Origin of the sequence: Nonomuraea sp. NPDC049152 (assembly GCF_040648355.1) — a bacterium.
In the GTDB taxonomy this organism is placed as follows: Bacteria; Actinomycetota; Actinomycetes; order Streptosporangiales; family Streptosporangiaceae; genus Nonomuraea.
Map to the genome: position 1 here is coordinate 82755 of NZ_JBEZDO010000032.1, position 24817 is coordinate 107571.

Below are 24817 nucleotides of genomic sequence, written 5' to 3' on the forward strand. Positions count from 1 at the left end.
GGCCGAGGTCCGCGCCGCCCTGTCCTGACCCCCGTTCGAGTGGGGGGCGAGTGGGGGTGGTCGCGAGGATCGACCCCCTCGACTCTTCTACGATCGCCGGTAGCATGAGCCGCATGGTGCGCGCTCTGGGTGATCTCGAAGCCACGATCATGGACAGGATGTGGGCCTACCATCGCCCTGCCTCGGTGCGCGACGTGCTCGAAGATCTGCGCCGCGAGCGGGAGATCGCCTACACCACCGTCATGACGGTCATGGACAAGCTGCACAAGAAGGGCCTGCTGAACCGTCACCCCGTGGGCAAGGCCTACGTCTACGAGACGGTCACCAGCAAGGAGGCCTACACCGCCGGCCTCATGCGCGAGACCCTGGCCAGCAGCGGCAACCAGGCCGCCACGCTCGTCCACTTCCTGGAGCGGCTGACCCCCGAGGAGTCCGCCGCGCTGGAGTCGGCGTTGCAGGTGTATCCGCCGAAGGGCCGCCCGGCATGACGGACGCCGTCGTCCTGGCCTGCTACACGGTCGCCGTCTCCGCGCTGCTGCCGGGCCCGCTGAGCAGGGCGCGGTGGGCCGACCGGTCACCCAGGCTGGCGATCGCCATGTGGCTGGCGGCCTGCGCGTCGGTCGTCGGCTCCGCGCCGCTGGCGCTGGTGGCCGCGACGGTCCCGGCCGACGCGATCGGGCACGGCCTGGCCGACCTGTTCGAGCTGTGCACGATGATGCTGGCCGAGGGCCCCGGCCCGGCCGCGTGGGCGGCGCTCGCCGCCGGCGCGCTGGTCGTGGGCAGGGTGACGGGCTGCGTCGCCGTGGTGCTGGCCAAGGCCAGGAGGGAGCGGCGCCGCCACGCCGAGGGGCTGGCCGTGCTCGGCCGTCCCGACCGCGACCTCGGCGCCGTCGTCGTCGACCACCCCGAGCCGCTCGTCTACTGCCTGCCCGGCAGGGGCGCGACGACCGTGATCACCACGGCCGCGCTGCGTTCGCTCCACACCGAGCAGGTCGCGGCCGTGCTCGCGCACGAGCGGGCCCACGTGCGCGGCAGGCATCACCTGGTGCTGGCCACGGGCGAGGCGTTCGCGCGGGCGTTCCCGTTGGTGCCGCTGTTCGCCGGGGCGAGGGCCGAGGTCGCCCGCCTGGTCGAGCTGCGCGCCGACGACGTGGCCGCCAGCCGCCATCCCAGGGTGCAGATCGCCGCCGCGCTGGTGGGCCTGGCGACGGGGCGGGTGCCCGCGTTCGTGATGGGTGCCGGCGGGCAGAGCGCGCTGGCCAGGGTGCGGCGCATGCTGCGCCCCGCCGCTCCGCTGGCCCGCCGCGAGCGGATGGCGGGACTGGCGGCCGTCGCCCTGCTGCTGGCCGGGCCCGCGGTCGTGGCCGCCGTGCCCGGTCTGAGCGCGTTCGTCACCCACCACTGCCACGCGCTGTTCGTGCTGTGATCTACGATCCTTCGTCGTAGCTCCGCCTCGACCCCGAACGGAACGCCGGCGGCCAGGTCACCGACCGCACTGACCGTGATCGCACCGGTTCATGGCCAGGCGGGCGATGCACCCTGAGGAAATACAACCAGTAGACCACTATTGGCCAACATGCGACCGGGGTGGCTCGTGCTCGCCGTGACCTCCGCCCACTGAAGCTGACGCCAGCGTGAGGCCATGACCCTCTTGCCATGATGTCATTCTGGCGTCATAGTGGTGCCGTGGCTGACACGTTCGACACCCCGGATCCGATCCTGGCGACGGTCTCCGCCGGCACAGGCCTCCTGCGGATCAACGCGAGCGACCGCGCCGACACCGTCGTCACGATCCGCCCGGCCGACGAGTTCGACGACGCCGACCTGAAGGCCGCCCAGCAGACCACGGTCGAGTACGCGGGGGGCCGGCTGCTGGTGAAGGCGCCGAGGAGCAGGGGCCTTTCGCTGTTCAGCCGCACCGGCTCCGTCGACGTGACGATCGACCTGCCGGCAGGCTCGCGTGTCGAGGCCACCACGGCGGCCGAGATCCGCGCCAGGGGCAGGCTCGGTGAGTCCACGCTCTCCACCGCCTCCGGCGACATCACGCTCGAGGAGACGGGCAAGGCGCGGCTGAGCACGGCCGACGGCGACATCAGCTTGACCGGTTCGACCGGCCACATCGACGTCACCACCGCCAACGGCGCGATCAGCGTGCGGCGGATCGACGGCACAGCGGTGATCAAGACCTCGAGCGGCGACATCAGGCTCGGCGAGGTGACCGGCGAGCTGCGGCTCAACACGGCCTACGGCGACATCACCGTCGACCGCGCGCTGGCGCGCGTGCACGCCAGGACCGCCACCGGCAACATCCACGTCGAGGAGTCCGTCCGCGGCTCGCTCGACCTCGAGACCGGTCACGGCCACCTGGAGGTCGGCGTCAGGGAGGGCACGGCCGCGTGGCTCGACGTGAGCACGTCCCACGGGACGGTGCGCAATCTCATGACGGCCGCGGCGGGGCCCGCGGAGTCCGAGGAGACCGTCGAGGTTCGCGCCAGGACGTACCACGGCGACGTCGTGATCCGCCGCGCCTGACCGCTCCCGCCCGGTGCGCGGCTCAGCGGACGGCCGACGGTGAGGAGGCGCCGGCGACCAGCAGGCGCGCCGCGCCCGTGCCGTCGGCGGGCACCGCCCACACATCCCGCCCCTTGGCGTACATCACGGTCGTGCCGTCCAGCCACGCCGCCTGGTCGTCGATGTTCGCGCCCTCGGCGAGCGGGGTCTCGGCCATCGTCGACAGATCGAGCGCGTGCAGCCGCCACGCTCCCCCGGGCATGCGCTTCTTGAACACCAGCCGCCTGCCGTCCGGCGACAGCGAGGGGCACTCGGCGTTCGAGCGCAGCACCCGCGCCTCCCACCTGCCGTAGTCGCCCTGCACCAGATACGTCTGGCCGCGGGTGGACACGGTGGCGTAGAAGCGGTTGTCGTCGGCGGCGAACGTGACGCCCCAGTAGTTGACGTCGGGCGAGTGGTAGCGGCGACCGTCCTTGATCAGCGGGATCTGCTCCATGTTGGTGATCGCGTAGCCGGTGCGGTTGTCGAGGATCCCGGTCCAGGTGGAGAAGCCGCTCTTGTTGTAGGAGTCGCCGGTGACGAACACCGTCCAGGAGATCATCCGGCCGCTCGGCGACACCCTGGCGCGGCTCGGGATACCCGCGATGTGCAGCCGCCTGGTCTCCTTCATCGTCCGGTCCACGACGACGGCGTAGGTCCTGGCGACATCGGTGACCAGGCAGAGGCCCGTTCCCGAGGCGGTGGCGAACCGCTCGCATCGGGTACGGCTGCCGCGCACCAGGCCCGTGCCCTGGTCCCTGACCACGACCTGGCCGGGTCTGGCCAGGTCGAAGGCGGCCGATCCCCCGCCCTGGTCGACCCTGGCGGCGCGCACCGCGTAGAAGAGAGCGCCGCCGCCGAGCACCAGCAGCGTCACGGCGAGGATCAGCGTTCTCCTCATCGGACCACCTTCCAGAACGCCAGGCACGCCACGATCCCCGTGCCCATCACGACCAGGCCCGGCACGGGGCCGGCGAGCGTCCACGCCGCGCCGTACATGATCGAGCACAGCATGCGGGCGACGGCCTGGCCCGTCTGCAGCACCGCGAGCCCGCTGGTGCGCAGGTGGGCGGGCAGCAGCGGGCCCGCCGCCGCCATCAGCACGCCGTCGGTGGCCGCGTAGAACAGCCCGAATACCCCGAGGACCAGCCAGTACGGCGCGCCGCCCGCCAGCAGCGCGTAGACGCCGACGAGCGCTAGGTGGCCGAGCAGGAAGACCGGCACCCGGCCCCACCTGTCGGCCAGCCTGCCCACGGGCACGGCGAGCAGCAGGTAGACCGCGGCGGTGCCGAGCGGGAGCAGCGGGAAGTGCTCGGGCGCGATGCCCGTCCCCTTCTGCAGCAGCAGATAGACGAAGGGGTCGCTGACGGTGACCAGGCCGAGCGCGGCGGCCATGAGGCAGATCCGGCGGAAGGGCCGCTGCCGCAGGAGCGCGAGCGCGGGGCGCAGGCCGACGCCTTGTGGCGAGGGTACCGTCGTCCCCGGGGGTCGCTCCCTGACGTACAGGGCCAGCAGCACGACGCCGAGCGCCGCGACCGCGAAGCTGACCACGAACACCGCGTCGTACGCGCCGGTCGCGCCGAGCACCGCGAACGCGGCCAGCGGCCCGAGGAACGCGCCGACCGTGTCCATCGCCCTGTGCACGCCGAACGCCTGCCCCTGCGCCTCGGGGCCCGCGCTCAGCGAGATGAGCGCGTCGCGGGGCGCGGTCCTCAGGCCCTTGCCCGTCCTGTCGGCCGCGACGACCGCGCCGAGCAGGCCCACCGAGCTCCCTGCGGCCAGCAGGCCGAGCTTGCACGCCGCCGAAAGGCCGTAGCCGATCCCCGCGACCAGCTTGCGCCGCTGCCACCGGTCGGCCGCGTGCCCCGCGGCCAGCCGTACCAGGGCGGTCACCCCGAAGTAGATGCCGTCCAACAGGCCGTACGCCAGCGGGCTGAGCCCCAGCACGAGCACCGCGTAGTACGGCAGGACCGCGGTCACCATCTCCGAGGAGATGTCGGTGACCAGGCTGACCAGGCCCAGCGCCAGCACGTTGGCGGGCACGGCCATGGTCAGCCTGCGGTAGCGGAAACCCGAGATGTACACGCGTCAGTGGCAGGTGTAGGTCGGGCTGGTGTCCTTGACCTGGCCGTCGACGCCGATCAGCTGCCAGGAGAAGGTGCTGTCCCCCATCGTCAGCTTCACCACGCCGAACGTCCCCGACAGCCGCTTCTGGCTGTTGGGCTGCACGTTCTCGATGTTGTACGGCGAGGCGCCGCCCATCCCGCCGAGCACCTCGACGATGCCGTTCGGGTCGGCCTGCGCGTTCGGGTTTTGCGGGCCGAACCGCTCGTAGTGGTGGTCGTGGCCGTTCAGGACGAGGTCGGCCCGCCGGTCGTAGAGGATCTGCCACACCGGCCTGCTGACGGGGTCGTTGCCGTGCTCGCCCGAGCTGAACAGCGGGTGGTGCCAGTAGGCGGCCACGCACCGCTTGTCGGTCGCGGCCAGGTCGGCCTTCAGCCAGTTGATCTGCGCGCTCTGGTCGAAGAGGTTGGAGTCGAGGGCGACGAAGTGCCAGTTACCGCGGTCGTAGCTGTAGTAGCTCTTGCCGTTGGGGAAGGCGATCGGGCCGAAGTAGGACTTGTAGCCCGCCTCGAACCCGGCGGGGTCGTAGCTCTCGTGGTTGCCCGCCGACGGTCGGGTCTTGTTCTTGAACGCCCCCCACGACTTGTCGTAGTAGGCGGTGAAGTCCTGCAGCCTGGCGTCGTCGTACTGGTTGTCGCCCATCGTGATGACAAACTCGGGGTTCATAGACCTGACCACGTTGGCGGTCTTGGGGTGGACGCAGGAGCTGGAGCTTGCCGTGCACTGCTCGGCGATGTCTCCCGCGGCGGCCACGACGAACGTCTCGCCGCCCGAGGAGGCGCCCACCGTGAGCTTGTCCAGGTTGGGGCCGCCGGTGGCGCCGGTGGCGGTGGCGCGGACGATGTTGGCCCCGGCCTTGAGCGTCGCGGTGAGCGTGACGTCGGACCACGTGGCCCAGGCGCCGGTGCCGGGGAAGTCGCGGTCGACGGTGGCACCGTTGACGGCGATCGCCAGCGGGCGGGCGGCCGTGGTGCCGTTGGCGTAGCGGAAGGTCAGGGTGGCCGGGCCCGCGGTGGCGGCCTGGACGGTCCACTCGACGTAGCCGCCCACGGTGTTGACGTAGTCGACGAAGCCGGTTCCGGTGTATCCGGCGTGGTTGGCGGCGACGCCGGCCTGCGAGAGCGTGGCGTTCTCCGCCTGGTAGTCGGGGCCGCCGGGGGTACCGCCGCCGTACACCTGCATCTCGTGGAGCGAGTAGCCGTAGGAGGTGCCTCTGGCGGTGCCGTACATGCGGACGAACCGGCCCTCACCCGTCACCGTCAGGTCGTCGGTGCCGCCGTCGCCGCTGGTGGTGGTGTGGACGGTGGTCCAGGTGACGCCGTCGGGCGAGGTCTGGATCTGGTACGCCCTGGCGTAGGCGGCCTCCCAGGTCAGCTTGACGCGGGAGATCGGGGTGACCGTACCGAGGTCGACCTGGATCCATTCGGGATCGTGGCCCTCGGCGGAGGCCCATCGGGTGGCGCTGAGGTCGCCGTCGAAGGCGGCGGCGGGGCCGAGCGAGGCCTCCTCGGTGGAGGAGGCGGTCGACGGTTTGCCCTGGGACAGGAGGGTTTCGGCTGCGGTGGCCGAGGCGGGGCCCACAAGCAGGCCGGCCAGGAGGACGAGGGATAAGAGCATGGCACGCGGCATGGGGGCTCCAAGGCATGGGGCAACGACTCACGACGCGCGGCCGGGGCAGAAGAAGGAACTGAGCGCGTCACGTCGTCGCCGACGCCGCGCCAAGCCGCTTAGCGCATCTTGGCAACCGGTTCAGGCGACTGTCAAGTAAGTTAGGAAACCTTCCTAACTCGTATGCAAGCACCCCCAGGCGATCTCCCGGCGGCACGGTCAGGACGGCGCCGAGCAGCAGCGGGTCGCAGCCTCGCACGACGTGAGTCGCGTGATCACCAGGAGTGAGCCGAGAATCCTGTTTACGATCTGGGTGACCGGCATCATCGCCCCTCTCGCGTGAGGACCCCGCCCATGGACTGGAAGCTCGAGGTCGTCCCCGTCCCCGTCACCGACATCGACAGGGCCAAGCGGTTCTACACCGAGCAGGTGGGCTTCAACGCCGACCACGACACCCAGGTCAACGCCACCACCCGCTTCGTGCAGCTCACCCCGCCCGGCTCGGGCTGCTCCATCGTCATCGGCGCGCCCGTCAGCACGGCCCCGGGGACGCTCCAGGGACTGCAGCTGGTGATCTCCGACCTCGCCGCGGCCCGCGCGCAGCTCCTCTCGCACGGGGTCGAGGTCAGCGACATCAAGCACTACGAGAAGGACGGCTCGCTGGCCGACGGCCCCGGCGGGCGGTGGAACTCCTTCGCGTTCTTCGCCGACCCCGACGGCAACGGCTGGGTGCTCCAGGAGAGCCCCCCGATAGCATCGAAGGAGGACTGACGCACCAGCTGACCTGGACGGACCCATGGCCTCCACCACCCCGCCGCTCCGCAGGGACGCCGAACGCAACCGGCGCCTGATCATCGCGGCGGCGCACGAGGTGTTCAGGGAACGCGGGGTGAGCGCGACCCTCGACGACGTCGCCCGGCGGGCCGGCGTCGGAGTGGGCACGGTCTACCGGCGCTTCGCCAACAAGGAGGAGCTCGTCGACGCGCTCTTCGAGGACATGGTCGACACCGTCGAGACCGTCACGATGGAGGCCGCCGCCGAACCCGACGCCTGGGCGGGCCTGACCGCCTGCCTGGTGCGGGTGTGCGAGATCCAAGCCCTGGACCGGGGGCTGCGCGAGGTCACCCTCGGCACAGGACGCGGCCCGCAACGGCAGGCGGAGATGCGCGAACGAGTACGGCCTGCCGTCGACAGCCTGCTGGCCAGGGCGAAGGAGCAGGGAGCGCTCCGGTCCGATGCGATGGCCGCGGACCTGCCGATCATCCAGCTGATGGTGGCGGCGGTGACCGAGCACACCGGCCGTCCGGACCTGTGGCGCCGCTACCTGACGGTCATCCTGGACGGCCTCCGCGCCCACCCAGGCAACGCCGAACTGCCCGGCGAGAAGGAACTCTTCGCGGCCGATGGCAGCGCTCAATGAGAGCGTGAACGGACCTCCCCCGCTAAGTCGGCGAGCAGCCTCCGGCCCGCGCCCCCACCGACAAGACCCTCACCCTCCTAGATCGCCGCCAGGCGTACTGGCTCAACGCCAAGCTGCACGACGACATCGTGGCGGAGCCGGAGGGGCTGCCCCCGCTCCCGACGTGCTGGCCGCCCAACGCCGCGAACGCACCCGTATCCGCAGCGAGAAACAACGCCGCTGGGGCCGACCGTTCGCCCGAGCAGCCTGATCACGGCGACACCACAGCCCTTACGACCCATTAGCCGCCGAGACGGATGATTCCGCGGGAAGCGGCGACCGTCACCGCGGCGGTGCGGTCGTTGACGCCGAGCTTGGCGAAGATGTGCAGGAGGTGGGTCTTGACCGTGGCCTCGCTGATGCACAGGTGGGCGGCGATGGCCTTGTTGCTCATCCCTTGGGCGACAGCGCAGAGGACCTCGATCTCCCGACCGCTGAGGGCGTCAGGCGCATCGGCACGTGCCCACGACACCACCCGGGTCGCGATCGTCGGCGACAACGCACTCTCTCCTCGCGCCGCCGCCCGGATCGCGTCGAACAGCTGCTCACGGCGAGTGTCTTTGAGCAGGTAGCCGATGGCTCCCGCGTCGATGGCACGCGAGATGTCGCTGTCGGTGTCGTAAGTGGTAAGGACGATCACTCTGGCGCCGGGGTCGTGTTCGCGGATCCGGCTGATCGCCGTCGTGCCGTCGATCTCGGGCAGTTGCAGGTCCATCAGGGTGACGTCGGGCCGCAAGTCGCGCGCCAGCCGTACGGCATCAGCGCCGGAGGCCGCCTCGCCGACCACCTCCAGATCGTCCTGCGTGCCGAGCATCGCCCGGATACCGTCGCGGACCACCGGATGATCGTCGGCGATCAGGATCCGGACGGTCATCGCACCCCGATCAGCGCCACCGCCGGGAGGCTGGCCACAACCGTGGCACCCGCACCGGGAGCGCTTTCCACGACCAGTGTGCCGCCAAGCTGCTCCATCCGCTCCCGCATGATCGACAGACCATGTCCGGAGGCGGCCCGCTCAGGATCGAAACCGCCGCCGTCGTCGTGGACATCCAGCACGACCAGGTCCTCCATGTACGAAAGGGTCAGCGTAACCTGCTCGGCGTGGGCATGGCGGCGCGCATTGGCGACCGCCTCCTGTGCCACGCGCAACAGCTCTGCCTGGACTTGGGCTTTCAGCGGCCGGAGCGTGCCGGTGATCACGGTGTGGGCCTCGATGCTGGTCTCGTCGGATAGCCGGCCGGACAGCCGCCGCAGGGCCTCCGGCAGGCCGCACTCGTCAAGTTCGCCGGGTCGCAGTGCTCGCACCACGCGGCGGCTTTCAGCCAGGTTCTCCCGGGCCGCCCGCAACGCCTGGGTGAGGTGCTTGTTGTCCGGCAGGGTTGCCTGCGCTGCCTCCAGCAACATCACCACGCTGGCGAACCCCTGGGTGAGGCTGTCGTGGATGTCCCGGGCCAGCCGTTGCCGCTCGGCCGCCACGCCCGCCTGCCGTTCGGCCGCCGCCCGCGCTTCCTGCGCGGCCTGCAACTGGTCGATGAGCCGCTTGCGCTCGGCGCTCTGCTGGGCCACGGAATTGAAGTATCCGACAGCGGTGGCCGCGCTGATCGCGATCAGCGCGCTGATGGCGATCTCGGTCCAGGTGATCGACCCGCTCTCGTGGTATCGGTGCCACAGCCAGCCCCCGGCGCACGACACCACCGCGACCAGGCCGACCCGAACAGCGTCCATGCAATACGGCACGAGCACGCTCAGCCCGACCACCAGGAAGGATGAATCGACGACGAACAGCCCCAGCCAGAGCAACCCGCCGCCAAGCACGTACGGCACGGGTACGTCACCCGAGGACGGCGTGCGCAGAACGAACCACACCGCATACCAGACGGCGAGCCCGGCCAGCAGTACCACCGGGAGGACCCGTCCCGCCTCCATCAGGGGTCCGGCAGAGGTCAGCACCAGCCACGAGGCGAAGAAAGCGTGCTGCCACCGGCGCCGTGACCGTTCCCAGGACTCCACACCGCCGACGATAGTCAGCCTCCTGTCGGCTCGGCATCAACCAGTCGACTGATCGCACAATCGGTGCACCGCTCGATGCGGGCGCAGCCGTACCGGAACCAGACTCGACGGCGTGACAGCCATCCCCAGCCCGTCCCAGGCCGTCTGGCATCTGGGCCCGATCGCGATCCGCGCCTATGCCCTACTGATGGTCCTCGCCGTCCTCGTCGGCATCTGGGTGACCCGGCGCCGCTGGGCCGCCCGCGGCGGCGAGCCCGGCGCGGTGGACGACATTGCCACCTGGGCCGTGCCGTTCGGCCTGGTCGGCGCCCGGCTCTACCACGTGGCCACCGACTGGCAGCTGTACTTCGGCCCCGGCCGAGAGCCGCTGCGAGCCTTCGCGATCTGGGAGGGCGGGATCAGCATCTTCGGCGCCCTCGCGGGTGGCGCGGTGGGCACGTGGCTGGCCTGCCGCCGGCGCGGCATCGCGCTGCGCGACTTCGCCGACGCCGTCGCTCCCGGGATCGCGCTCGGGCAGGCGATCGCCCGCTGGGGCAACTGGTTCAACCAGGAGCTGTACGGCAGGCCGACCACCCTGCCGTGGGCGCTGGAGATCGACCCCGCCCACCGGCCGCCCGGCCTGGAATCCACGGCCACCTACCATCCGACGTTCCTCTACGAGTCTCTGTGGAACCTTGGCGTGGCCGGGTTCGTCATCTGGGCCGAGTGGCGGTTCCGGCTCGACCGTGGCCGGACGTTCGCGGTGTACGCCGCGGCCTATACCGCAGGCCGCGCCTGGATCGAGTGGTTGCGCATCGACCCCAGTCACCACATCGTCGGCCTGCGCCTCAACAACTGGACGGCACTGCTGATCTTCTCGGCCGCGGTCGTCTACCTGGCGGCCATGAGGAAGGCCACTCCAGCTGATCGACCAGGCGGCGGGCTTCGATGACCCGGACCAGCCGCCCGGCCGGCCAACCGGAGGCCGCCGCGGGGGAAGAGAAGAGCAGTTGGTGGATGCAGATGCCGGCATCGGTCATGTCGGGGCCGAGCGTTCGCCCAGCTCACGGGTAGTGCGTGATCGTCGTTGAGCGGAGGGCACTGGCGTACGGCGTCCGGCCTGGCCGCTCAAAGCGCCGCACGCGCGCCGCACCGCCGTTCCGAACAACGCGCACCTGGCCGCGCGCTAAACCCACGAGGCAGCAGCACACCGCGCATTACGCGGGCTGTTACCGGCGGGCGGTGGCGGGCCGCTCACGGCCGTCTTCCGGATTTCGAGTCGCCGGACACACCGAAAACGTGCTACCTCTCGGGGATGCCCGACGAAGGTGATCTTTACATCGGGGCGTCGGAGGACCACGGCGACGCCATCACCGCGGTCGCGGTCTCCCCGGACGGACGGATCGGGGCGACCGGCGCGCGCTCCGGCGAGATCCGGCTGTGGGATCTGCGCCATGGCCTGCTGACCGCCTATGTGGGAGGGCTGCAAGGCGGACCTGTGGAGAGCGCCGCGTTCATCGGCGACGTGAAGCAACCCAGGTTGCTGACCACAGGCCCATCTGCCTCGTTATGGACGGTGACCGCGGAGGCCCTGGAATGGCGGCAGCTCCCTTGGGACGGCGGGCGGCTCCTCACGTCCTCCGACCTGGAGGCGGTGCTCAGGCAGTGTGGAGACCTTCGCTGGCTGGGCGTCTTCGGCCCCCTCTACGGCAGAATCACGTTGGACTCCCCGATGGCATTGGGGCGCACCGGCTCCGGCCTGATCGTCGTGAGCAGTGACGAGGGCCGGGTCGAGGCATGGCGACGGCCTTCCGGGGAGACCTATGGCGACACCGGGCTCGTGTGGGCCTTCGGCGGACGCGATGCGGCGGATCAGCGGCTGACGCGCTGTTGCGACCGGTGGCGGCTCGTGGTGTCCCCGCGGCGCGGCCGGGTGGTCGTTCTCGACGCGGAGACTGGGGCGGCCGTGACCGCGTTCGCCCCGCCCGCCCGGCCGACGGCGATCGCGGCGCATCCGGACCGGCCGCTGGTGCTGCTCGGCGGGCGGGACGGTTCGCTGTCGTGGTGGGATGCCCGCTCGGGGCACTGCCTCGGGCGGGTTCAGGCGCATGGCGGCCGCGTCCGGGCGTTGGCGCTCGCCACCGGCACCGACCTGGTGATGTCAGTTTCCCAGGATGGAACGGCCGCGCTCTGGCGCCTGCACGGCCGGGGACCCGCCGGCCGCTTCGCGCCCCCCACGCCCTCCGGCCCCCGGGAGCTGACCCATGTGGCCGGTACGCCGGACGGGCGGTGCTGGCTGATCGGCGGGCGCGGCGGGCAGGTCCACGTTCTCCACTGGTCCGGCCATGCCGGGCTCGTGCCGCAACGCGTCGGCCGCCCCTCCTGGGTGATGGACGGCCGTGACGTGGAGACCCTGCTCGACGACGTCCGCCACCACTGGGACGACGGCCCAGCGAGCGTGGCCGCAGTCCGTGAACTGGCCTCGGGCGACCTCGACGAGGCGTGGCACGGGACGGCGGTGGACGCGCTGGCGGACCTGGTCGTGAACGGTGCGGATCCGGCGGCGCGGGAGGTCGCGGTGATCGCGCTGGCGGAGATCGACGAGGGCAAGGCCACCACCGCCCTCTACCGGATGTTCGATCGTCACGACAGCCACGGTTCCGCCGAGCGGTTGCTGGCGTACTTCACCGGCGAGGACGAGTCCACGACGGAGGAGCTCATCGCGAGCCTGCCCGGGATCGACAACTTCTTCGGTGTGCTCACCTCGGCCACCTTGGGCGAACGGGGCGCTACCGCGGTCCCGGCGGTGCACGCGGCGCTCCGCGCGTTTCCCTTCCCGGCCCGGGAAGACGCCGACCACTGGTTCCATGACGAGTCGACCAAGTACTGGCTGATGCACGCCCTCAGGCAGGCCGGTGCGGCTGCGGCGCCCGCGACGCCGACCCTGCTGGCCGTGCTGGAGGACGAGGAGATCTACCGGGACACCCGGCACCAGGCGGAGGTGACGCTGCAGGCGATCGGCCTCCAGGAGACGGCCGACACGATCGCCGCCGAGGTCCGGCGGCGGGCCGACCTTGTCGTACACGGCGAGAACGACGAGGACGACGAGACGGAAGGCTTCAGCCGCCTGCTCGATGTGCTGCTGGGCATGCCACCTGCGGCTCTGGCGGCCTCCCGCGAGGTCGGACCGGCGCTGGAGGCGGTGCGGCGCCGCTTCGGCGACGGCATCAGGACGTACGAGGAGGACGGCGAGACTCGCGAGTACACCGTCTTTGAGATACGGCTCGCCGACTGCATCGACAAGAAGATCGCCGAGCAGGTCAAGAGGTGAGCAGCCCGCGGACGTGGGCGACGACCGCGTCGAGCGCAGTCTTCTCGCGGGCCCGGCCGGAATACGGGAGAAAGGGATCGAGGCGAAGCGTTCTCGCTGATCAGGTCCGTGGCGTGTCGCCGAGGCTGGACCGTGCCGGGTGAGAGCACCTGTACCGCGTCAAACTCTGTCGTTATGGCTCTGAGCTGCGGTTTGACTGAGTTCGCCGGTATGGACAAGATCACGGTTTGTGCTTGTTCGCCTGCTCTATCTCACCACGGTTCGGGTGTTCGGCCGGCTGATGTTGCTGGGCCGCAGCCAAGCGTCGAAGAACGTGGAGATCATGGTGCTGCGTCACGAGGTGGCGGTGCTACGGCGTCAGATCGCCCGCCCGAAGCCGGACTCGGCCGATCGGGCCGTTCTCGCGGCGTTGTCCCGGTGGCTGCCGGCCGTCTTGCGCGGTCATCGGCTCGTTACTCCGGCGACCTTGCTGGCGTGGCATCGGCGTCTGCTCCGACGGGCCTGGACCTATGGGCCCGCGGCCCATCGGCGAGCAGGACCGCCCACAGCCAGGTCTGTACCTCCGCCATGTCCGTGGGCGTCGCGGTCATGCCGTGCAGGGACAGCCTGTGCCCGTCGATACTCACGGGGACGCCGCGGTTGAGCGCCCGCCACAGGTTGTTCAGCAGCGCGTAGGCGCTACGGCCGTCGCCGACGCGGATCTGGAGCCGGGCCAAGTTGACCAGCGGCTCCAACGAGAGCTTGGCCACCTCGGCGCCCATGGGGCGGGCCCCCAGGTAGGCGTTGTAGTGCCGCCAGCACAGGGCGCGGGCGGCACCGGGCAGGCCGCAGTCGCTGGCGTGCGCGGAGGGGGCCTCCAGGTTGAGCGCTTACCCGGCGAAGGCGCGGGAGTGGTCGTCCTCGATGGCGATCAGCCAGGGCCGGACCGGCTTGCCGCGCTCGTCCGGTACCCAGATGGTGAACTCCGTCCCTTCACTCCCAGCGCAGAACTCCGGGCGTTCGCCTGCATCTCAACCCCCGATCCACGGCCTTCCCGATGGCGCTCGTCCGCGCCCGCGGCAAGTGACGCACAACGAATGACCAAGCAGACCTTAACCCGAGAAGCGGTAGAGCTCCTTCAACGCGTGCACGGTGACCGCCTCGTCGACCTCCGTCCAGCGGTATCCCCGCCCGGCGATGTGCGCGACCAGCTCAGGATCGGGCCGGATCCAGTGCTCCCGCAGGTAGTAGGTGACGGTGTCGGTCCAGATCCAGGCGCCGTCGGTACGGAAGCTCAGCGGCACCACCGCGCCGCGGGCGGGGTCGATCCGATCGCCGTCGAGCGCGGCCGTCCACAGGATGGGGGCGCCGGCTTCCAGGTACGCGGCGAGTCGCTCCCGTTCGGCTGGGTCGTCGACGATCGGGTGGTCCGGTGCGAAGTACGGCTCGCCGTCCCGCGTCCCGTCGTAGACCTGGGCGACGGTGATCTCCGGCATGAGCTGGACATACCCGTTGCTCCAGCCCGTGAGCCGGTCGAACGCCTCACGTGTGGACCAGCCTTCGGCCTTGGCCAGCCCCTCGAACGCGGACCTCATGCCGTCCGAGCTGAAGATCAGCTCCTCGCCGTCGAGGGAGACCGTGCCGATGAGATGGCCGCTGCGCACGTCCAGCATCTTCAGCGTTCTCATGGCCTCATCTCCCTCCGAGGGCGTATCGCTGGAGCACCGACGGCTGCCACTCGGTGATCGCGAACAGCCTGATGAGCCGTTCCTTGTCGGCCGGTCTGAGCGGGAGCTCGTCGAGCAGCCGCCGGAAGGAGCCGGTGTCCTCGTCTCGCGGAAGGCCACTGCCGTAGTGGGTGCCGACCGTTTCCGCTCCCGGGCTGCGGCTGCTGTCGCTCGACCGCAGGCCGGACTCCACCAGCGCCAGCGACAGCATCACCTCCGTCTGGACGATCGAGGGGTCGAGCGTGCCGTCCCAGAGACGAAGCTGCACGTGGTCGTCGGGCCGGCCGTGGACGTCGGCCATGCTCACGGCGAAGGCCCCGCTGTTGTCGCGGGTGATGGCTTCGAGACTGTACGGCGGCCGCGAAGGGTCCACGGCGTTGGGCATGCACGCGAAGAACCCCCGGTGCAGGCCGTCCAGGGCGGAAGGGGACTGGGCCAGCCGGAACAGGACGTCCTGGTTCTCCTTGACCACCTCGAGGAGCCGGTAGAGCTTGGCCACCGAGCCGGCGTAGTCGGACACCCCGATGTGGATGTGGCTCCCGATCTCGGGGCCGGGCCTGCCGCCGTGCGCGCGGATGATCTCGATGGTTCTCGCCAGGTCGTGCCATGCCCGCGGCTCATCGTAGAGAATCGGCGAGACGACCTCGCCCGCCACGGCGGTCCCTCTCTCCGTCTCCAGTCGCCAGCTGTCGGGCGCGGCGGTATGACCGCCGTCGCGTGCGCTGTGATGCGGCCAAAGGTCGGGGCTGCGAGCCAGCCCCGCCTGGTACAGGTCGCGGGCGATGGCCGCGTTCACCGCGGGCCGGTCAGCGGGCGCGACCCCGGGCAAGGCGTACTCCAGTTCGATGCCGAACGGCCGCCCGCCGTCCCTGGCGCCGAGCCCTCCCGTAGCGTCCTTGAGCTGGTAGGGGATGATGTCGCCGATCCGCTCGCCACGGTCGAAGCGGGCCCGCGCGTCGTCGTGCACCCGGTTGAAGGCCTCGACGTCGGCGTGGCTGCTGGAGCCGAAGTGCTGCTGCGGCAGGCCGAGCAGCGGCTCGGTGCCCGTCGCGTGCTCACCGAGCTCGTCAAGCCGGTGCATCATGAGGTCGAACAGCGGCAGTTGCCCTCGCGACTCGAACTCCGGCCGCAGCAGGGTGAGCCGTCGTTGCAGGTGGTCGATGTCCGAGCGGGTCAGCGGGTTGTCTATCCACCCGAAGCCGCCGTCGGGCCTGACGCCGAGAAAGGCCGCGGTGAACGGCTGGTCGCGATGTGCGCTCAGCGGGGTGTCGAAGTCGAAGGCCTTGCCGTGGTCGATGGCGAAGACCCGGCCGTCCGCGGTGACGATCACGTCGGCATTGGTCCTGTGGTGGTTGGCCGTCAGCACGTCGAGCAGCCCGATGAGCAGCTCATCGCGCGTGCCGGGATGGGACGACAGCGGCCTGCCCGCCTCCAGCGCCGTCTTGCCGACGATCTCCTCCACGAACACGGCCCAGTCGGCTAACGGGTGCTCGAGCACGCGCGGCACAGGAGCGCCGAAGGCGCGCCCGACCAGGGAGCCGAGCATCTCGGGAGGGACGCTCGCGGCGTCGTTCATCTCCTTCAGAATGGCGGTGCTGGTGTAGTCGAGGAAGTAGACGCGCGCGACCTCACCGTCGCCACCTCTGCCCAGCGGCTCGTGGGGCAGCCACGTCCTGCCCTCCATCGCCCGCTGGACCAGCTCGGGGGTGAGCGTGGCAGGCCCGGGCCTGCGGGAGTCGTGGGCGCGGTCGAGCAGCGGCCGCCTCCCCGACGCGTGGTCGGCGACCTGGTAGAGCCGGTCCATGACGACGTCATGCCAGTCCCCGCGGCCGAGCCGTTCGAACGCGGGGCGCAGGGCGTGCATCCGCTCGGTGATCAGCTCGACGTCCTGCCTGCTGAGCGGGTTGTCGATCCAGCCGCCTTGCCGGTCGAGGAAATGGCGGGCGAAGATGTTGTGGCCGTGCATCCAGTCGCCGGCACGGGTCTCGAACGAGTAGGTGAGGTCGATGCCTCTGGGGCCGCTGTCAGAGACGAACCAGTTGTCGTGACTGCGGTCGGGATTGGAGACGAGGACGTCGAAGAGCCCGAGCAGCACGCCCGAGTGGCCTTCGATGTGAGCCATGAACTCCGCGGGCGCCCTGTAGGAGGAGGCGGCAACCCCTTCCATGACGTCCATGTAGACGACGTTCTCCCTGAGCGGGTCCCTGATGACGTGCGGCACGGGGGCGCCGAAGGCCTGCCCGACCAGCGACGCGAGCACGTCCGTGTCCACCCGCTCACGACCGTGGTTCGTCATGGTCTTCCTGATGACCTGCGTGCCGTCGGCGAAGGTGAGCAGGTCGACCCTCCCGTGCGCACCGGTCTCGATGTGGGTCTCTCCGATCGGCTCCATGGTCAGCGTGCGCCTGAGGGCCTCCTCGGCGAGCGGCCTGCGCACCGCCCGGGGCTCGGGGACCTCGAACGGGGTGCGCGGCTGCTCGATCGGACGCTCGGGAACCGCCTTGTGCCAGGCGCCGTCGTCCCTGAAGACGGGGCGGCCGTCCGCCCGGTAGTCCACGATGCTCGCGGTGTGCGGAAGGCGGTCGGCGCCGATGTAGACGTACTTGTCGCCGGCGCTGACCGTGCGTCCGGTGATGTCCGCAAGCTCCTGGAGGGTCCTGGGGTTCAGCGCGGTCTCGCAGCCCAGGATCCGCAGCTCCGCCTCGGGGTGAGCCATCACCCGCGGATCGTGGGCGAGCATGGTGCCCAGGTCCTTCGCTGACAGCCGATGCTCGCCGATGCGGAAGTCGTGGGCGGCGCCCTCGATGCCGACGTAGAGAAGATCGGGGCTCTGGCGGAGCAGGCGCATGTCCGCGGAGGGCATCACGGCGGAATCGGGGTGGCGGAAGGAGATGCCCGCGTGGACGTCTTGGCGCGCCAGCGCGATCAGCTCGCGGTGCCTGGGCTCGAGGGGCGGGACGGCTCCCGCCTCCGCGAGGCTCGCCTCCGGTTGCCTGGGCGCGGGCGCGTCCGGTGACCGCGGCCCGAAGTGGTGGGCCGCGCCGACCAGCTCACCCCCTTGGCGTACGGCAGGCGGTGCCGTGCCGAAGACGTCGGAGAACCGGTTGTGATAGGGCTCGGGCCGGGCGGAGGCGGCCACGGTCGGATCGGGCATTCGCAGGTTGGGCGGGTCGGGCAGACGCGGCAGACGCTGCCTCCCCGTGGCCCGGGGACCCGCATACCCCGCGCGGCCGTCGATGCCTCCGACGAATCCCGACGTGGCCGCCTTGGCCAGAGCCAAGGGGGTGAGCTGCCCCGACGAGATGAGCATCGGAAGGGAGCCGACCACCGAGGCCAGGCTGCTCTGGGTCGCGACGCCCGCAGTGGTCTGGCTGAGGAACGCCGCCACCTTCTCCCTCGCGGTCATGTCGGCTTTGGCGACGAGGCCCTTGGCCATTCCTGGCCCGGCGAGCCTGGTGATCGCAACCCCCAGCCCGGCGAACGCGAGCCCGGTCAGCAGCCCGCCCTCGATCGCGACGACGGTCTTGCTCTCGTCCCAGTCGGTCCGCTTGCCCTCCGCCATCTGCCATGTCTGCGCGGTGCCGTCCAGACCGACCATGAAGGCGATGCACATCAGCAGCAATTTGGCGATCGTCCGGACGTTCATCCTGGCGATCGTGCATGCCGGGCCGATGGCCCAGAACGACGCCCCGCCCGTCGCCGGCGCCAGCGCGTAGCAGCGCAACAGGAAGAACCCCAGCAGCACCAGGCTCAGCGCGATGTACTTCTGCGTGTAGTCGATGTCCAGGCCGTAGCCTTCGAGCTGACGCGCGGCCTCCTCACACGCCTTGGCCAGTTCCTCCACGTAGGCGGGCTCGTCCACGGTGAACTGGCGCCAGTACCCTGACAGGGCGTCGGCCGCCGGGCCCTGTGCGCACCGCAGGACGCGTTGGAGGGTCTCATCGCCCTCGCCGCACGCGTCGCGGATCTGGCCGGCCGCGGCCACCAGACCCTTGGACGTGTGAACGCAGCGGTCGGGGTCGCCCTCCGGGTAGTCCATTCCGACCACCCAGCCGAGCACCGGCTCCACCATCGGGAAGACCGGCCCCAGCAGGCTTCTGAGATCCACGCCGTCACGCCTCGACGATGCGCGGCCTGTCCGCCTCGCGGTAGCGTCCAGCGGCGTCGTCGACCGTGTCGACAAGGGCGTCGATACAGTTGGCGCTGTGGGTGCAGCCGTCCACGACGCCCTCGATACGCGCCATGAAGTCGGGCTTGAACTGCTTGCTGTACTGGTCGTCATGTCCCCACGGCTCGTCGGCCACGAGGCCCTTGACGAACTCCCGCGTCGCGCGCAGCCGGTCCGCCGTGGGCGACCAGTCCTGTCCCGTGCGGCGCATCCTGTCCCAGGCGACGGCGAACCCGTCGAACGGCTCTGCCACTACGTCGACTTCCTCGTCCGTGGCTGGGGCAGAAGCGAGGTGACGTCCGCGTTCGCTCCGAAGATCTCCTCGAAGGCCAGCCCTTCCGGCACCAGCGGCGCCATCAGATCCTGGGTCTGCTGAGCGACGTCACGCGTGGCCTCGCCGATCAGATCGAGAATCATGCCGGAGAGCTCGGTGGGAGACATCCTGGAGTAGACCCGTGGATGAAACAGCAGGGCGTCGATCCTGCCCTGGGGACCGATCGTCACGGTGACAGTACCGTCCGCGGAGACGGCCGTGGCGGTGATCTGGCTGAGCTTGGCATGCGCCTCGCGGACATGCTCGACCTGCCGGGTGTACTCCGAGAGGAGTTCCTCAAGAGCGGCGTTCAGGCCATCGTGCACAATCGCCCTCCCTTCCCACATGTCGCAGTCGCCGCATCATTTCAGCCCGGCGGTGTGCATCCAGCCTGATGATCAGCACGATCTCGACAATATCTCTCCATTTCCCCCAGAACGACCAAAACTCCCACCCAGCCGATGCGTCGGGCAGGTCGGCTGTGGTGAGCCGTCAGCGAGCGGGCGAGATGACCGTGCGCCCGTAGCGCAGCGCCGGAAGGAACGGCAGCGCGGCCGCGGCGCCCCAGTCGAACCCCGTGCACGGGGCGCGCAGCGCCTGCGGCGCCTCCATCAGGAACCGCGCCAGTGGGTGGGTGTGCAGGATCGGGTGCACCGCGTTGAAGGCCACGGGCTCGATGGGACGACCAAGTGAGCGCGACACCAGGTGGATGCCGTCTCGGTCGGCGGTGACGGCGATGTCGTCCACCGCCACCTGCCGCACGTCCCCAGCTGGGTCGGCCGGGGGCTCGCCGACCGGCAATACGTGCGCCAGCACCTGCGGGACGCGGGCGACGTTCTCGGTGACCGTGTACGGGGCCGGCGCCGAGATCTGCACGCCCGGCGCGCCGCGTGTGCCCGCGGGCAGAGCCGCATATAGGGCTGGCTCTGGGCTTCTCCCCGCTGACCGCCGGCCTGATCTTCGGTGTTCCGGGCCTGGCGGCCGTGGCCGCCGGGATGATCGCCGGCCGCTTCATCGGGCGCTTCGGCAGCCGCAAGGTCCTGGCCGTGGGCCTGGCCGTGCAGGGCCGGGCGACCCTCCCACTGGTGTTCCTCGGCACCGACCGAATGGCGCTCGTGGTCCTGATCCCCGCGCTGTTCGTCGGATTCTTCGGGCACGTCACCTCCATCGTGGCGGACACGGTGACCGCGACCTCGGGTCTGCCGAACGAGGAGCAGGGCCTGGCCACGGGCCTGACCTCGATGACCCAGCAGGTGGCCATCACCGTCGGTATCCCGATCCTGAGCTCCGTCGCCGCGACGCAGAGTATGGAGCTGACCGGCATCCACCTCGCGCTGAGCGTGAACGTGGCCGTGACGCTCCTCAGCGTGGTCCTCATCTGGTTCGGGTTACGCCCGCGCGGCGAGCGCCGCACGGCAGCGGCAGCCGGACCGGTATGGAAGGAATCCGAGAAGGAACTGGCCGCGTCTTCGGCCTGAGCCGGTACGGCAGGCCCTGCGCATACGGAATCTGCAGGAGTCTTCGAGATGCGTCCCAGGGCACCAAGGGATGGGTGTGACCGCGTTCCGGTGTGCACCCATCCCGTCCACCGGCACGACGCGCGCACCGGCGACGAACAGTGCGCCTGCCGACAATGTCCGCCACTGATACCTCGGTCGGGCTGCTTTCGCGATCATCCCGGAGCCGGGCCGCCGCCTGAGAGGCATGATCCCCTAAGCTCGTGGAGCCCGGCCTGGTGGAGCTTCGCCGGTGACCGGATGACGAGCTTCCCGACCGTCCCACCGCCGTCTACGACGGATCCGATAAGAAAGTATGACCCGTGGTCGACACCCTGCAAAGGCACCGGCTCGCCGCGACCGGAGCGATGGTCATCGAGGACGTTCGCGAGCCGGCCGAACTGCAGAACCCGGCGTGGACGCCCCTGCGGGAGACCACGAGCTGCAGCGTCGTCCTCGTGCGCGCCGGCGGGTTCCTGCGTGAAGCCCAGGGCCAGCGCCACTTCGTTGACTCCACCGGCGGCTACGTCAACGCTCTCGATATCGAGGAGCGCTACGCGAACGCCACGAAGGGACCCGATGCCAGCACGGTGATCAGACTCCCGCCGGACATCTACCACGACCTCGTCGCCGGCATCGAGGGCCAAGGGGGCTGGCGGATCAGCACGAGCCCCGAGTTCGATCTGCGCCATCGCATGCTCCTGGCCGCCTGCTGGCAGGGCACGGACGACTTCGAGGTGAGCGAGCGGCTGCTGAACCTGCTGCAGCTGCTGCCCCGCCGTACGGCACGGGACGGTCCAGGGGCGCGGCCCGCGACCGAGCGGGCGCACCGGGCGCTCGTGGCGGCCGTCCAGGAGGCGTTCAACAGCGGACATCTCATCGTGAGCCTGGAGGAACTGGCGAACCTGGTGAACTCCTCGCCGCACCACCTCAGCCGGGTGTTCCGCCGCCTGACCGGGCGCACGATCACCGCCTACCGCAACGAGCTGCGGGTACGCGCGGTCCTCGAACGGCTCGCCGCGGGCACGGGGAATCTGGCCGAGCTCGCCACGCTGTACGGCTTCGCCGACCACGCGCACCTGGCCAGAACCGTCCGACGGCACACCGCGCACTCGCCGTCCGCGCTGCGCGGGAGATTGAGCATGAATGTTCAAGCCCGTCCCATGGACTCACCCTGATCATTGCCTGCAGGCACTCAATCAAGGGGGACCTTTGGACAGCCACCGCATCACACGGGCCGTGACTGCGACGATCATGGGGGTGGCGGTGCTCGGCATCGCCACCCCCCAAGCTCACGCCGCGGAGTACGACTGCACGTACCTGAACACCGTCGCGATCAAGACGCAGGCCACCAGCGCCAGGCCGAGCAGGTACCTCTCGGCCGAGCTGGCCTACGGCGAGCCGTACTACGGCATGATCCGCGCCCGCGCCACCCAGATCGGGCCGTGGGAGAAGTTCAAGCGCTACCGGTGCGCCGAGGGAGCACCTATCCCCGTCTACGCCTTACGGGCCGCCAACGGCCTGTGGGTGTCGTCGGAGCGGGGCTACGGCGGCGCCTACAACGGCCTGCTCCGCGCCAGCGCCGACATCGTGCAGGAGTGGGAGCTCTTCTACATGAAACTGGGTGGCAACGCCCCCGGCGAGTGGAGCGACATCTACTGGACGCCGTCCTACGGCGCTCAGAGGTACTACGTCTCCGCCGAGTGGGGTGCCGGCGGCGACCACCACGGCATGGCGCGTGCCCGAGCCGGCCAGGTCGGGCCGTGGGAGAAGTTCGAGATCGAATTCATTAACTGATCCTGGTATCCGTGGCGCGCATCCAGGCAGACCCGCCGCCCCCGGCGTCGGCACCTCGGAGTCGAATCCGACGGTGACATCGCCGCGGGGTCGCGGGGATGCGAACCAAGCAGGTACCAGCGCGTCGCGCGCCCGATGGGGCGTGGACGGTCCTCTTGGGCGCGCCGTGCAGGATGGCCGCTCGTTCCCCACAGTGCATCAGGGCATCAGCAGCAACCGCCGCACCTTGGTGCCTACCAGAGTCTTGCGGGCCAGCATTATGGTGAGCAAGGCGTCGGCGATGTCATCGGGCCGGTTCTCGTCAGTGAGCAGAACGTGCTCGCTGGTCTCCTCCAGGACCTCGCCGTGACCGGCGACGTAGACGGCGATCAGGTCCGTCTCGCGCCGCTCGGAAGACGTGCAGAAGGCACGGAGCTCCGGGGCCGTCCCGGTTGACCGAAGCGGCGGAACGACCAGCCTGGAGCGCCGCACCTGCCCTTCCTTGCGCCACAACATCCTCCACGACGATCGAGGTGTTGCGACGACCAGTTGGATCCGCCCCAGCGCCCCTCCCCCGGCCACCGTCTTGCACATGCTCCGCGGCGACCACGACGACTGAGCCCCTACCCGCCGCGGATCGTCAGGAACAATTGGCTGCATCTGGTTGCCCGTGCCCGGCCGGTGCCCACGGTAGGCCGGATCGATGATGGTTGCTCGAGCGCAGGAAGTCGGCCCACGTGGTGGACGCCCGCTCAGGAGCCGGATCAACACCTTCCTGCTTGAGGATCTCCCAGACCGTGGACGGTGCGATCTTGATGCCGAGTGTGGTGAGCTCGCCCTGGATCCGCCGATATCTCCACGATGGATTTTCGCGGGGGCGAATCTCACCCTGCTGTCGGCGCCGAGTTGCCGTTCAAGGACGGTGATCTGATGGCGCAGGGCGAGGATCTCGATGTCCTTGTCCCGATCGCCCATCGGCAGCAGCCGCAGCGTGGTGAATACGTTCGTAACGGTCAGATAGGTCAGGCGACGGTGCACGGCCGATCATCATGCCGCATGCGTTTCCCTCTCCTGGTGGCAGGAGTTCGCGCACGTCACGCGAAGCCCCACATGGCCATGGCCTGGGCGGATGAAATTATCGGCAGGCGCAGGGCCCGGCAGCCGGCAGCGTAGTCTCGTAAAGAACGAAGCCGAAGTCCTGCCGGAGCTCTTCCATCGTCAGCGGATACCGGGACTCGACGGCCCCGCCGAGCGACGCAGCACTCTCCAGCAGGCCCGCGGCCGATCAGGGCCTTGCCGCTTTGCCCTGAAGGTGGCACGGACGCGCGGGGGCGACCTGAGACTCCGCGCGGCGAACCCCCAGGCCGCGGTCCACATGACCCGCGTGACGTACCGCTGGCTCGGCAATGTCGGCACCGCCAGCACCTATCTCGCAGCCGTTCTCGGTCCGCTGCTGGTCAACGGCATCTCTGCCTGGCTGACCTTTATGCCAGGCGCCTTCGTGCCCGGCGCGCGCGGGGCGTCACCGGAGGAGCCATTCAGGCCACGCGCAGGTTTGGACTCCGCGTGAGGCCGAGGAGGCCGAGCAGGTCGTCCATCATGTGCTCGAACAGCGGCAGAGGGTTCTCGAAGGCGAATTTGTGGTGTCCGTAGACGGCCATGCAGAGCAGCCCGTAGATCTGCCGCCAGCAGATGACCATGAGTAGCACCACCCCGATCGGGAACTCCAGGCCGACGTTCGCGCGGTAGGTGCGCAACTGCGACGCCAGGACGGGGTCGATGTCCTCGTCCGCGAGGCAGGTCAGCCGCCCTTCGTGCCACAGCCGTGCGAACAGCCGCCCGAACAGGCCGCCCAGCTCGCGCGCGATGACTATCGGGATGCCCTCCTCTGACGCGGCGACCTTGGGGAAGCCGGCGCCCATGAGCATGTCGAACTCGACCTTGTTGGCCAGCGACCAGTCGAGCACGGCCCGGGTGCCGGCGTGCAACTGGGCGCTGACATCGTCGGGGTCCTGGCACCGCACGGCCCGGGCGATAGTGTCGATGAACTCCGCGGTGACGTCGTCGTAGACGGCGCGGACGAGGCCCGCCCTGCCGTTGAAGTAGCGGTAGAGGGCGGGGGGCGTCACTCCGACACCGCGGGCCACAGCGGCGACGGTGAGGCCCTCGATGCCCTCCTCCGCGGCGATTCTCCGGGCGACGGCCTTGGCGTCGCGTTCGAGCTCGGCCCGCATTCGTTCCCGTCGCGTCAACGCTGTCACCCGCCCATCTTCTCCGGTCTCGCCCGCTGCCGCCAC

The 24817-nt window shown here is 70.1% G+C and carries 24 protein-coding genes; 10 read left to right on the forward strand and 14 right to left on the reverse strand.

From position 1 onward, the window contains the following. Nucleotides 1–113 precede the first annotated feature (113 nt). The 3 genes from AB0B45_RS40860 (at nucleotide 114) to AB0B45_RS40870 (ending at nucleotide 2532) form a co-directional block, all read left to right on the forward strand. Complete coding sequence (locus AB0B45_RS40860; protein ID WP_358142622.1) at nucleotides 114–488, forward strand: BlaI/MecI/CopY family transcriptional regulator; 375 nt, start codon at nucleotides 114–116, stop codon at nucleotides 486–488. Beyond that, nucleotides 485–1426: a M56 family metallopeptidase gene (locus AB0B45_RS40865; protein WP_358142625.1), complete on the forward strand. Its 942-nt coding sequence runs from the start codon at nucleotides 485–487 to the stop codon at nucleotides 1424–1426. Before AB0B45_RS40860 ends, AB0B45_RS40865 begins: the two co-directional genes overlap by 4 nt. Nucleotides 1427–1686: 260 nt before the next feature. Then, complete coding sequence (locus AB0B45_RS40870) at nucleotides 1687–2532, forward strand: DUF4097 family beta strand repeat-containing protein (RefSeq protein WP_358142627.1); 846 nt, start codon at nucleotides 1687–1689, stop codon at nucleotides 2530–2532. Between the two features lie 22 nt (nucleotides 2533–2554). Here the strand turns inward: AB0B45_RS40870 and AB0B45_RS40875 are convergent, their stop codons facing one another. From AB0B45_RS40875 to AB0B45_RS40885, 3 genes are read right to left on the reverse strand one after another with little or no spacing between them, the layout of a single operon-like run. Next, nucleotides 2555–3451, reverse strand: coding sequence for a hypothetical protein (locus tag AB0B45_RS40875; RefSeq protein ID WP_358142630.1), 897 nt, complete (start codon nucleotides 3449–3451; stop codon nucleotides 2555–2557). Continuing rightward, nucleotides 3448–4635, reverse strand: coding sequence for an MFS transporter (locus AB0B45_RS40880; protein ID WP_358142633.1), 1188 nt, complete (start codon nucleotides 4633–4635; stop codon nucleotides 3448–3450). Before AB0B45_RS40880 ends, AB0B45_RS40875 begins: the two co-directional genes overlap by 4 nt. A 3-nt stretch (nucleotides 4636–4638) precedes the next feature. Next, the gene (locus AB0B45_RS40885; RefSeq protein WP_358142636.1) at nucleotides 4639–6291 is read right to left on the reverse strand and encodes a discoidin domain-containing protein; all 1653 of its coding nucleotides are present in this window, start codon (nucleotides 6289–6291) and stop codon (nucleotides 4639–4641) included. 345 nt (nucleotides 6292–6636) lie between these two features. On the opposite strand from AB0B45_RS40885, the gene AB0B45_RS40890 reads away from it, so the two are divergent. Both AB0B45_RS40890 and AB0B45_RS40895 read left to right on the forward strand, forming a co-directional pair. Beyond that, a complete protein-coding gene (locus AB0B45_RS40890; protein WP_358142639.1) occupies nucleotides 6637–7053 on the forward strand; it encodes a VOC family protein in 417 nt (138 codons plus the stop codon). Nucleotides 7054–7078: 25 nt separating this feature from the next. Next, a complete protein-coding gene (locus AB0B45_RS40895; RefSeq protein ID WP_358142642.1) occupies nucleotides 7079–7702 on the forward strand; it encodes a helix-turn-helix domain-containing protein in 624 nt (207 codons plus the stop codon). A 280-nt stretch (nucleotides 7703–7982) separates the two neighbouring features. On the opposite strand, the gene AB0B45_RS40900 is transcribed toward AB0B45_RS40895, so the two are convergent. After that, entirely contained in the window at nucleotides 7983–8615 is a 633-nt protein-coding gene (locus AB0B45_RS40900; RefSeq protein WP_358142645.1) for a response regulator transcription factor, read from the reverse strand. Then, nucleotides 8612–9751 carry a sensor histidine kinase gene (locus tag AB0B45_RS40905; RefSeq protein WP_358142648.1) on the reverse strand — a complete coding sequence of 380 codons (1140 nt, stop codon included), beginning with the start codon at nucleotides 9749–9751 and terminating at the stop codon, nucleotides 8612–8614. The genes AB0B45_RS40900 and AB0B45_RS40905 overlap by 4 nt, the downstream gene beginning before the upstream one ends. A gap of 112 nt (nucleotides 9752–9863) precedes the next feature. Here AB0B45_RS40905 and lgt point away from each other — a divergent pair, with 112 nt between their 5' ends. Together lgt and AB0B45_RS40915 are read left to right on the forward strand one after the other, a co-directional pair. After that, on the forward strand, nucleotides 9864–10682 hold the full coding sequence (gene lgt / locus AB0B45_RS40910; protein WP_358142650.1) for a prolipoprotein diacylglyceryl transferase: 819 nt from the start codon (nucleotides 9864–9866) through the stop codon (nucleotides 10680–10682). A gap of 363 nt (nucleotides 10683–11045) precedes the next feature. Continuing rightward, nucleotides 11046–13061 (forward strand): hypothetical protein, encoded by a 2016-nt coding sequence (locus AB0B45_RS40915; RefSeq protein ID WP_358142653.1) that lies wholly within the window; start codon nucleotides 11046–11048, stop codon nucleotides 13059–13061. Nucleotides 13062–13513: 452 nt separating this feature from the next. On the opposite strand, the gene AB0B45_RS40920 is transcribed toward AB0B45_RS40915, so the two are convergent. The 6 genes from AB0B45_RS40920 to AB0B45_RS40945 form a co-directional block, all read right to left on the reverse strand. Beyond that, nucleotides 13514–13822 (reverse strand): hypothetical protein, encoded by a 309-nt coding sequence (locus AB0B45_RS40920; RefSeq protein WP_358142655.1) that lies wholly within the window; start codon nucleotides 13820–13822, stop codon nucleotides 13514–13516. Nucleotides 13823–14152: 330 nt separating this feature from the next. Further along, nucleotides 14153–14728: a hypothetical protein gene (locus AB0B45_RS40925; RefSeq protein ID WP_358142658.1), complete on the reverse strand. Its 576-nt coding sequence runs from the start codon at nucleotides 14726–14728 to the stop codon at nucleotides 14153–14155. Nucleotides 14729–14732: 4 nt separating this feature from the next. Next, nucleotides 14733–18875, reverse strand: coding sequence for a hypothetical protein (locus tag AB0B45_RS40930; protein ID WP_358142660.1), 4143 nt, complete (start codon nucleotides 18873–18875; stop codon nucleotides 14733–14735). Between the two features lie 4 nt (nucleotides 18876–18879). Beyond that, complete coding sequence (locus tag AB0B45_RS40935) at nucleotides 18880–19188, reverse strand: hypothetical protein (protein WP_358142663.1); 309 nt, start codon at nucleotides 19186–19188, stop codon at nucleotides 18880–18882. Continuing rightward, entirely contained in the window at nucleotides 19188–19574 is a 387-nt protein-coding gene (locus tag AB0B45_RS40940; RefSeq protein WP_358142666.1) for a YbaB/EbfC family nucleoid-associated protein, read from the reverse strand. Before AB0B45_RS40940 ends, AB0B45_RS40935 begins: the two co-directional genes overlap by 1 nt. 166 nt (nucleotides 19575–19740) lie before the next feature. Continuing rightward, entirely contained in the window at nucleotides 19741–20124 is a 384-nt protein-coding gene (locus AB0B45_RS40945; protein WP_358142668.1) for a lantibiotic dehydratase, read from the reverse strand. Between the two features lie 14 nt (nucleotides 20125–20138). Here AB0B45_RS40945 and AB0B45_RS40950 point away from each other — a divergent pair, with 14 nt between their 5' ends. The 3 genes from AB0B45_RS40950 (at nucleotide 20139) to AB0B45_RS40960 (ending at nucleotide 22541) form a co-directional block, all read left to right on the forward strand. Continuing rightward, nucleotides 20139–20726, forward strand: coding sequence for an MFS transporter (locus AB0B45_RS40950; RefSeq protein WP_358142671.1), 588 nt, complete (start codon nucleotides 20139–20141; stop codon nucleotides 20724–20726). A 341-nt stretch (nucleotides 20727–21067) separates the two neighbouring features. Next, the gene (locus AB0B45_RS40955; RefSeq protein WP_358142673.1) at nucleotides 21068–21922 is read left to right on the forward strand and encodes a helix-turn-helix transcriptional regulator; all 855 of its coding nucleotides are present in this window, start codon (nucleotides 21068–21070) and stop codon (nucleotides 21920–21922) included. 61 nt (nucleotides 21923–21983) lie between these two features. Next, nucleotides 21984–22541 carry a hypothetical protein gene (locus AB0B45_RS40960; RefSeq protein WP_358142676.1) on the forward strand — a complete coding sequence of 186 codons (558 nt, stop codon included), beginning with the start codon at nucleotides 21984–21986 and terminating at the stop codon, nucleotides 22539–22541. Nucleotides 22542–22739: 198 nt separating this feature from the next. Here AB0B45_RS40960 and AB0B45_RS40965 read toward each other — a convergent pair whose 3' ends face one another. The 3 genes from AB0B45_RS40965 to AB0B45_RS40975 all read right to left on the reverse strand — a co-directional run bounded on the left by AB0B45_RS40965 (nucleotide 22740) and on the right by AB0B45_RS40975 (nucleotide 24781). Further along, a complete protein-coding gene (locus tag AB0B45_RS40965; RefSeq protein ID WP_358142679.1) occupies nucleotides 22740–23558 on the reverse strand; it encodes a hypothetical protein in 819 nt (272 codons plus the stop codon). A 97-nt stretch (nucleotides 23559–23655) separates the two neighbouring features. Further along, nucleotides 23656–23793 carry a hypothetical protein gene (locus tag AB0B45_RS40970; RefSeq protein WP_358142700.1) on the reverse strand — a complete coding sequence of 46 codons (138 nt, stop codon included), beginning with the start codon at nucleotides 23791–23793 and terminating at the stop codon, nucleotides 23656–23658. A gap of 265 nt (nucleotides 23794–24058) precedes the next feature. Next, nucleotides 24059–24781 (reverse strand): TetR/AcrR family transcriptional regulator, encoded by a 723-nt coding sequence (locus AB0B45_RS40975; protein ID WP_358142681.1) that lies wholly within the window; start codon nucleotides 24779–24781, stop codon nucleotides 24059–24061. Between the last annotated feature and the right edge of the window lie 36 nt (nucleotides 24782–24817).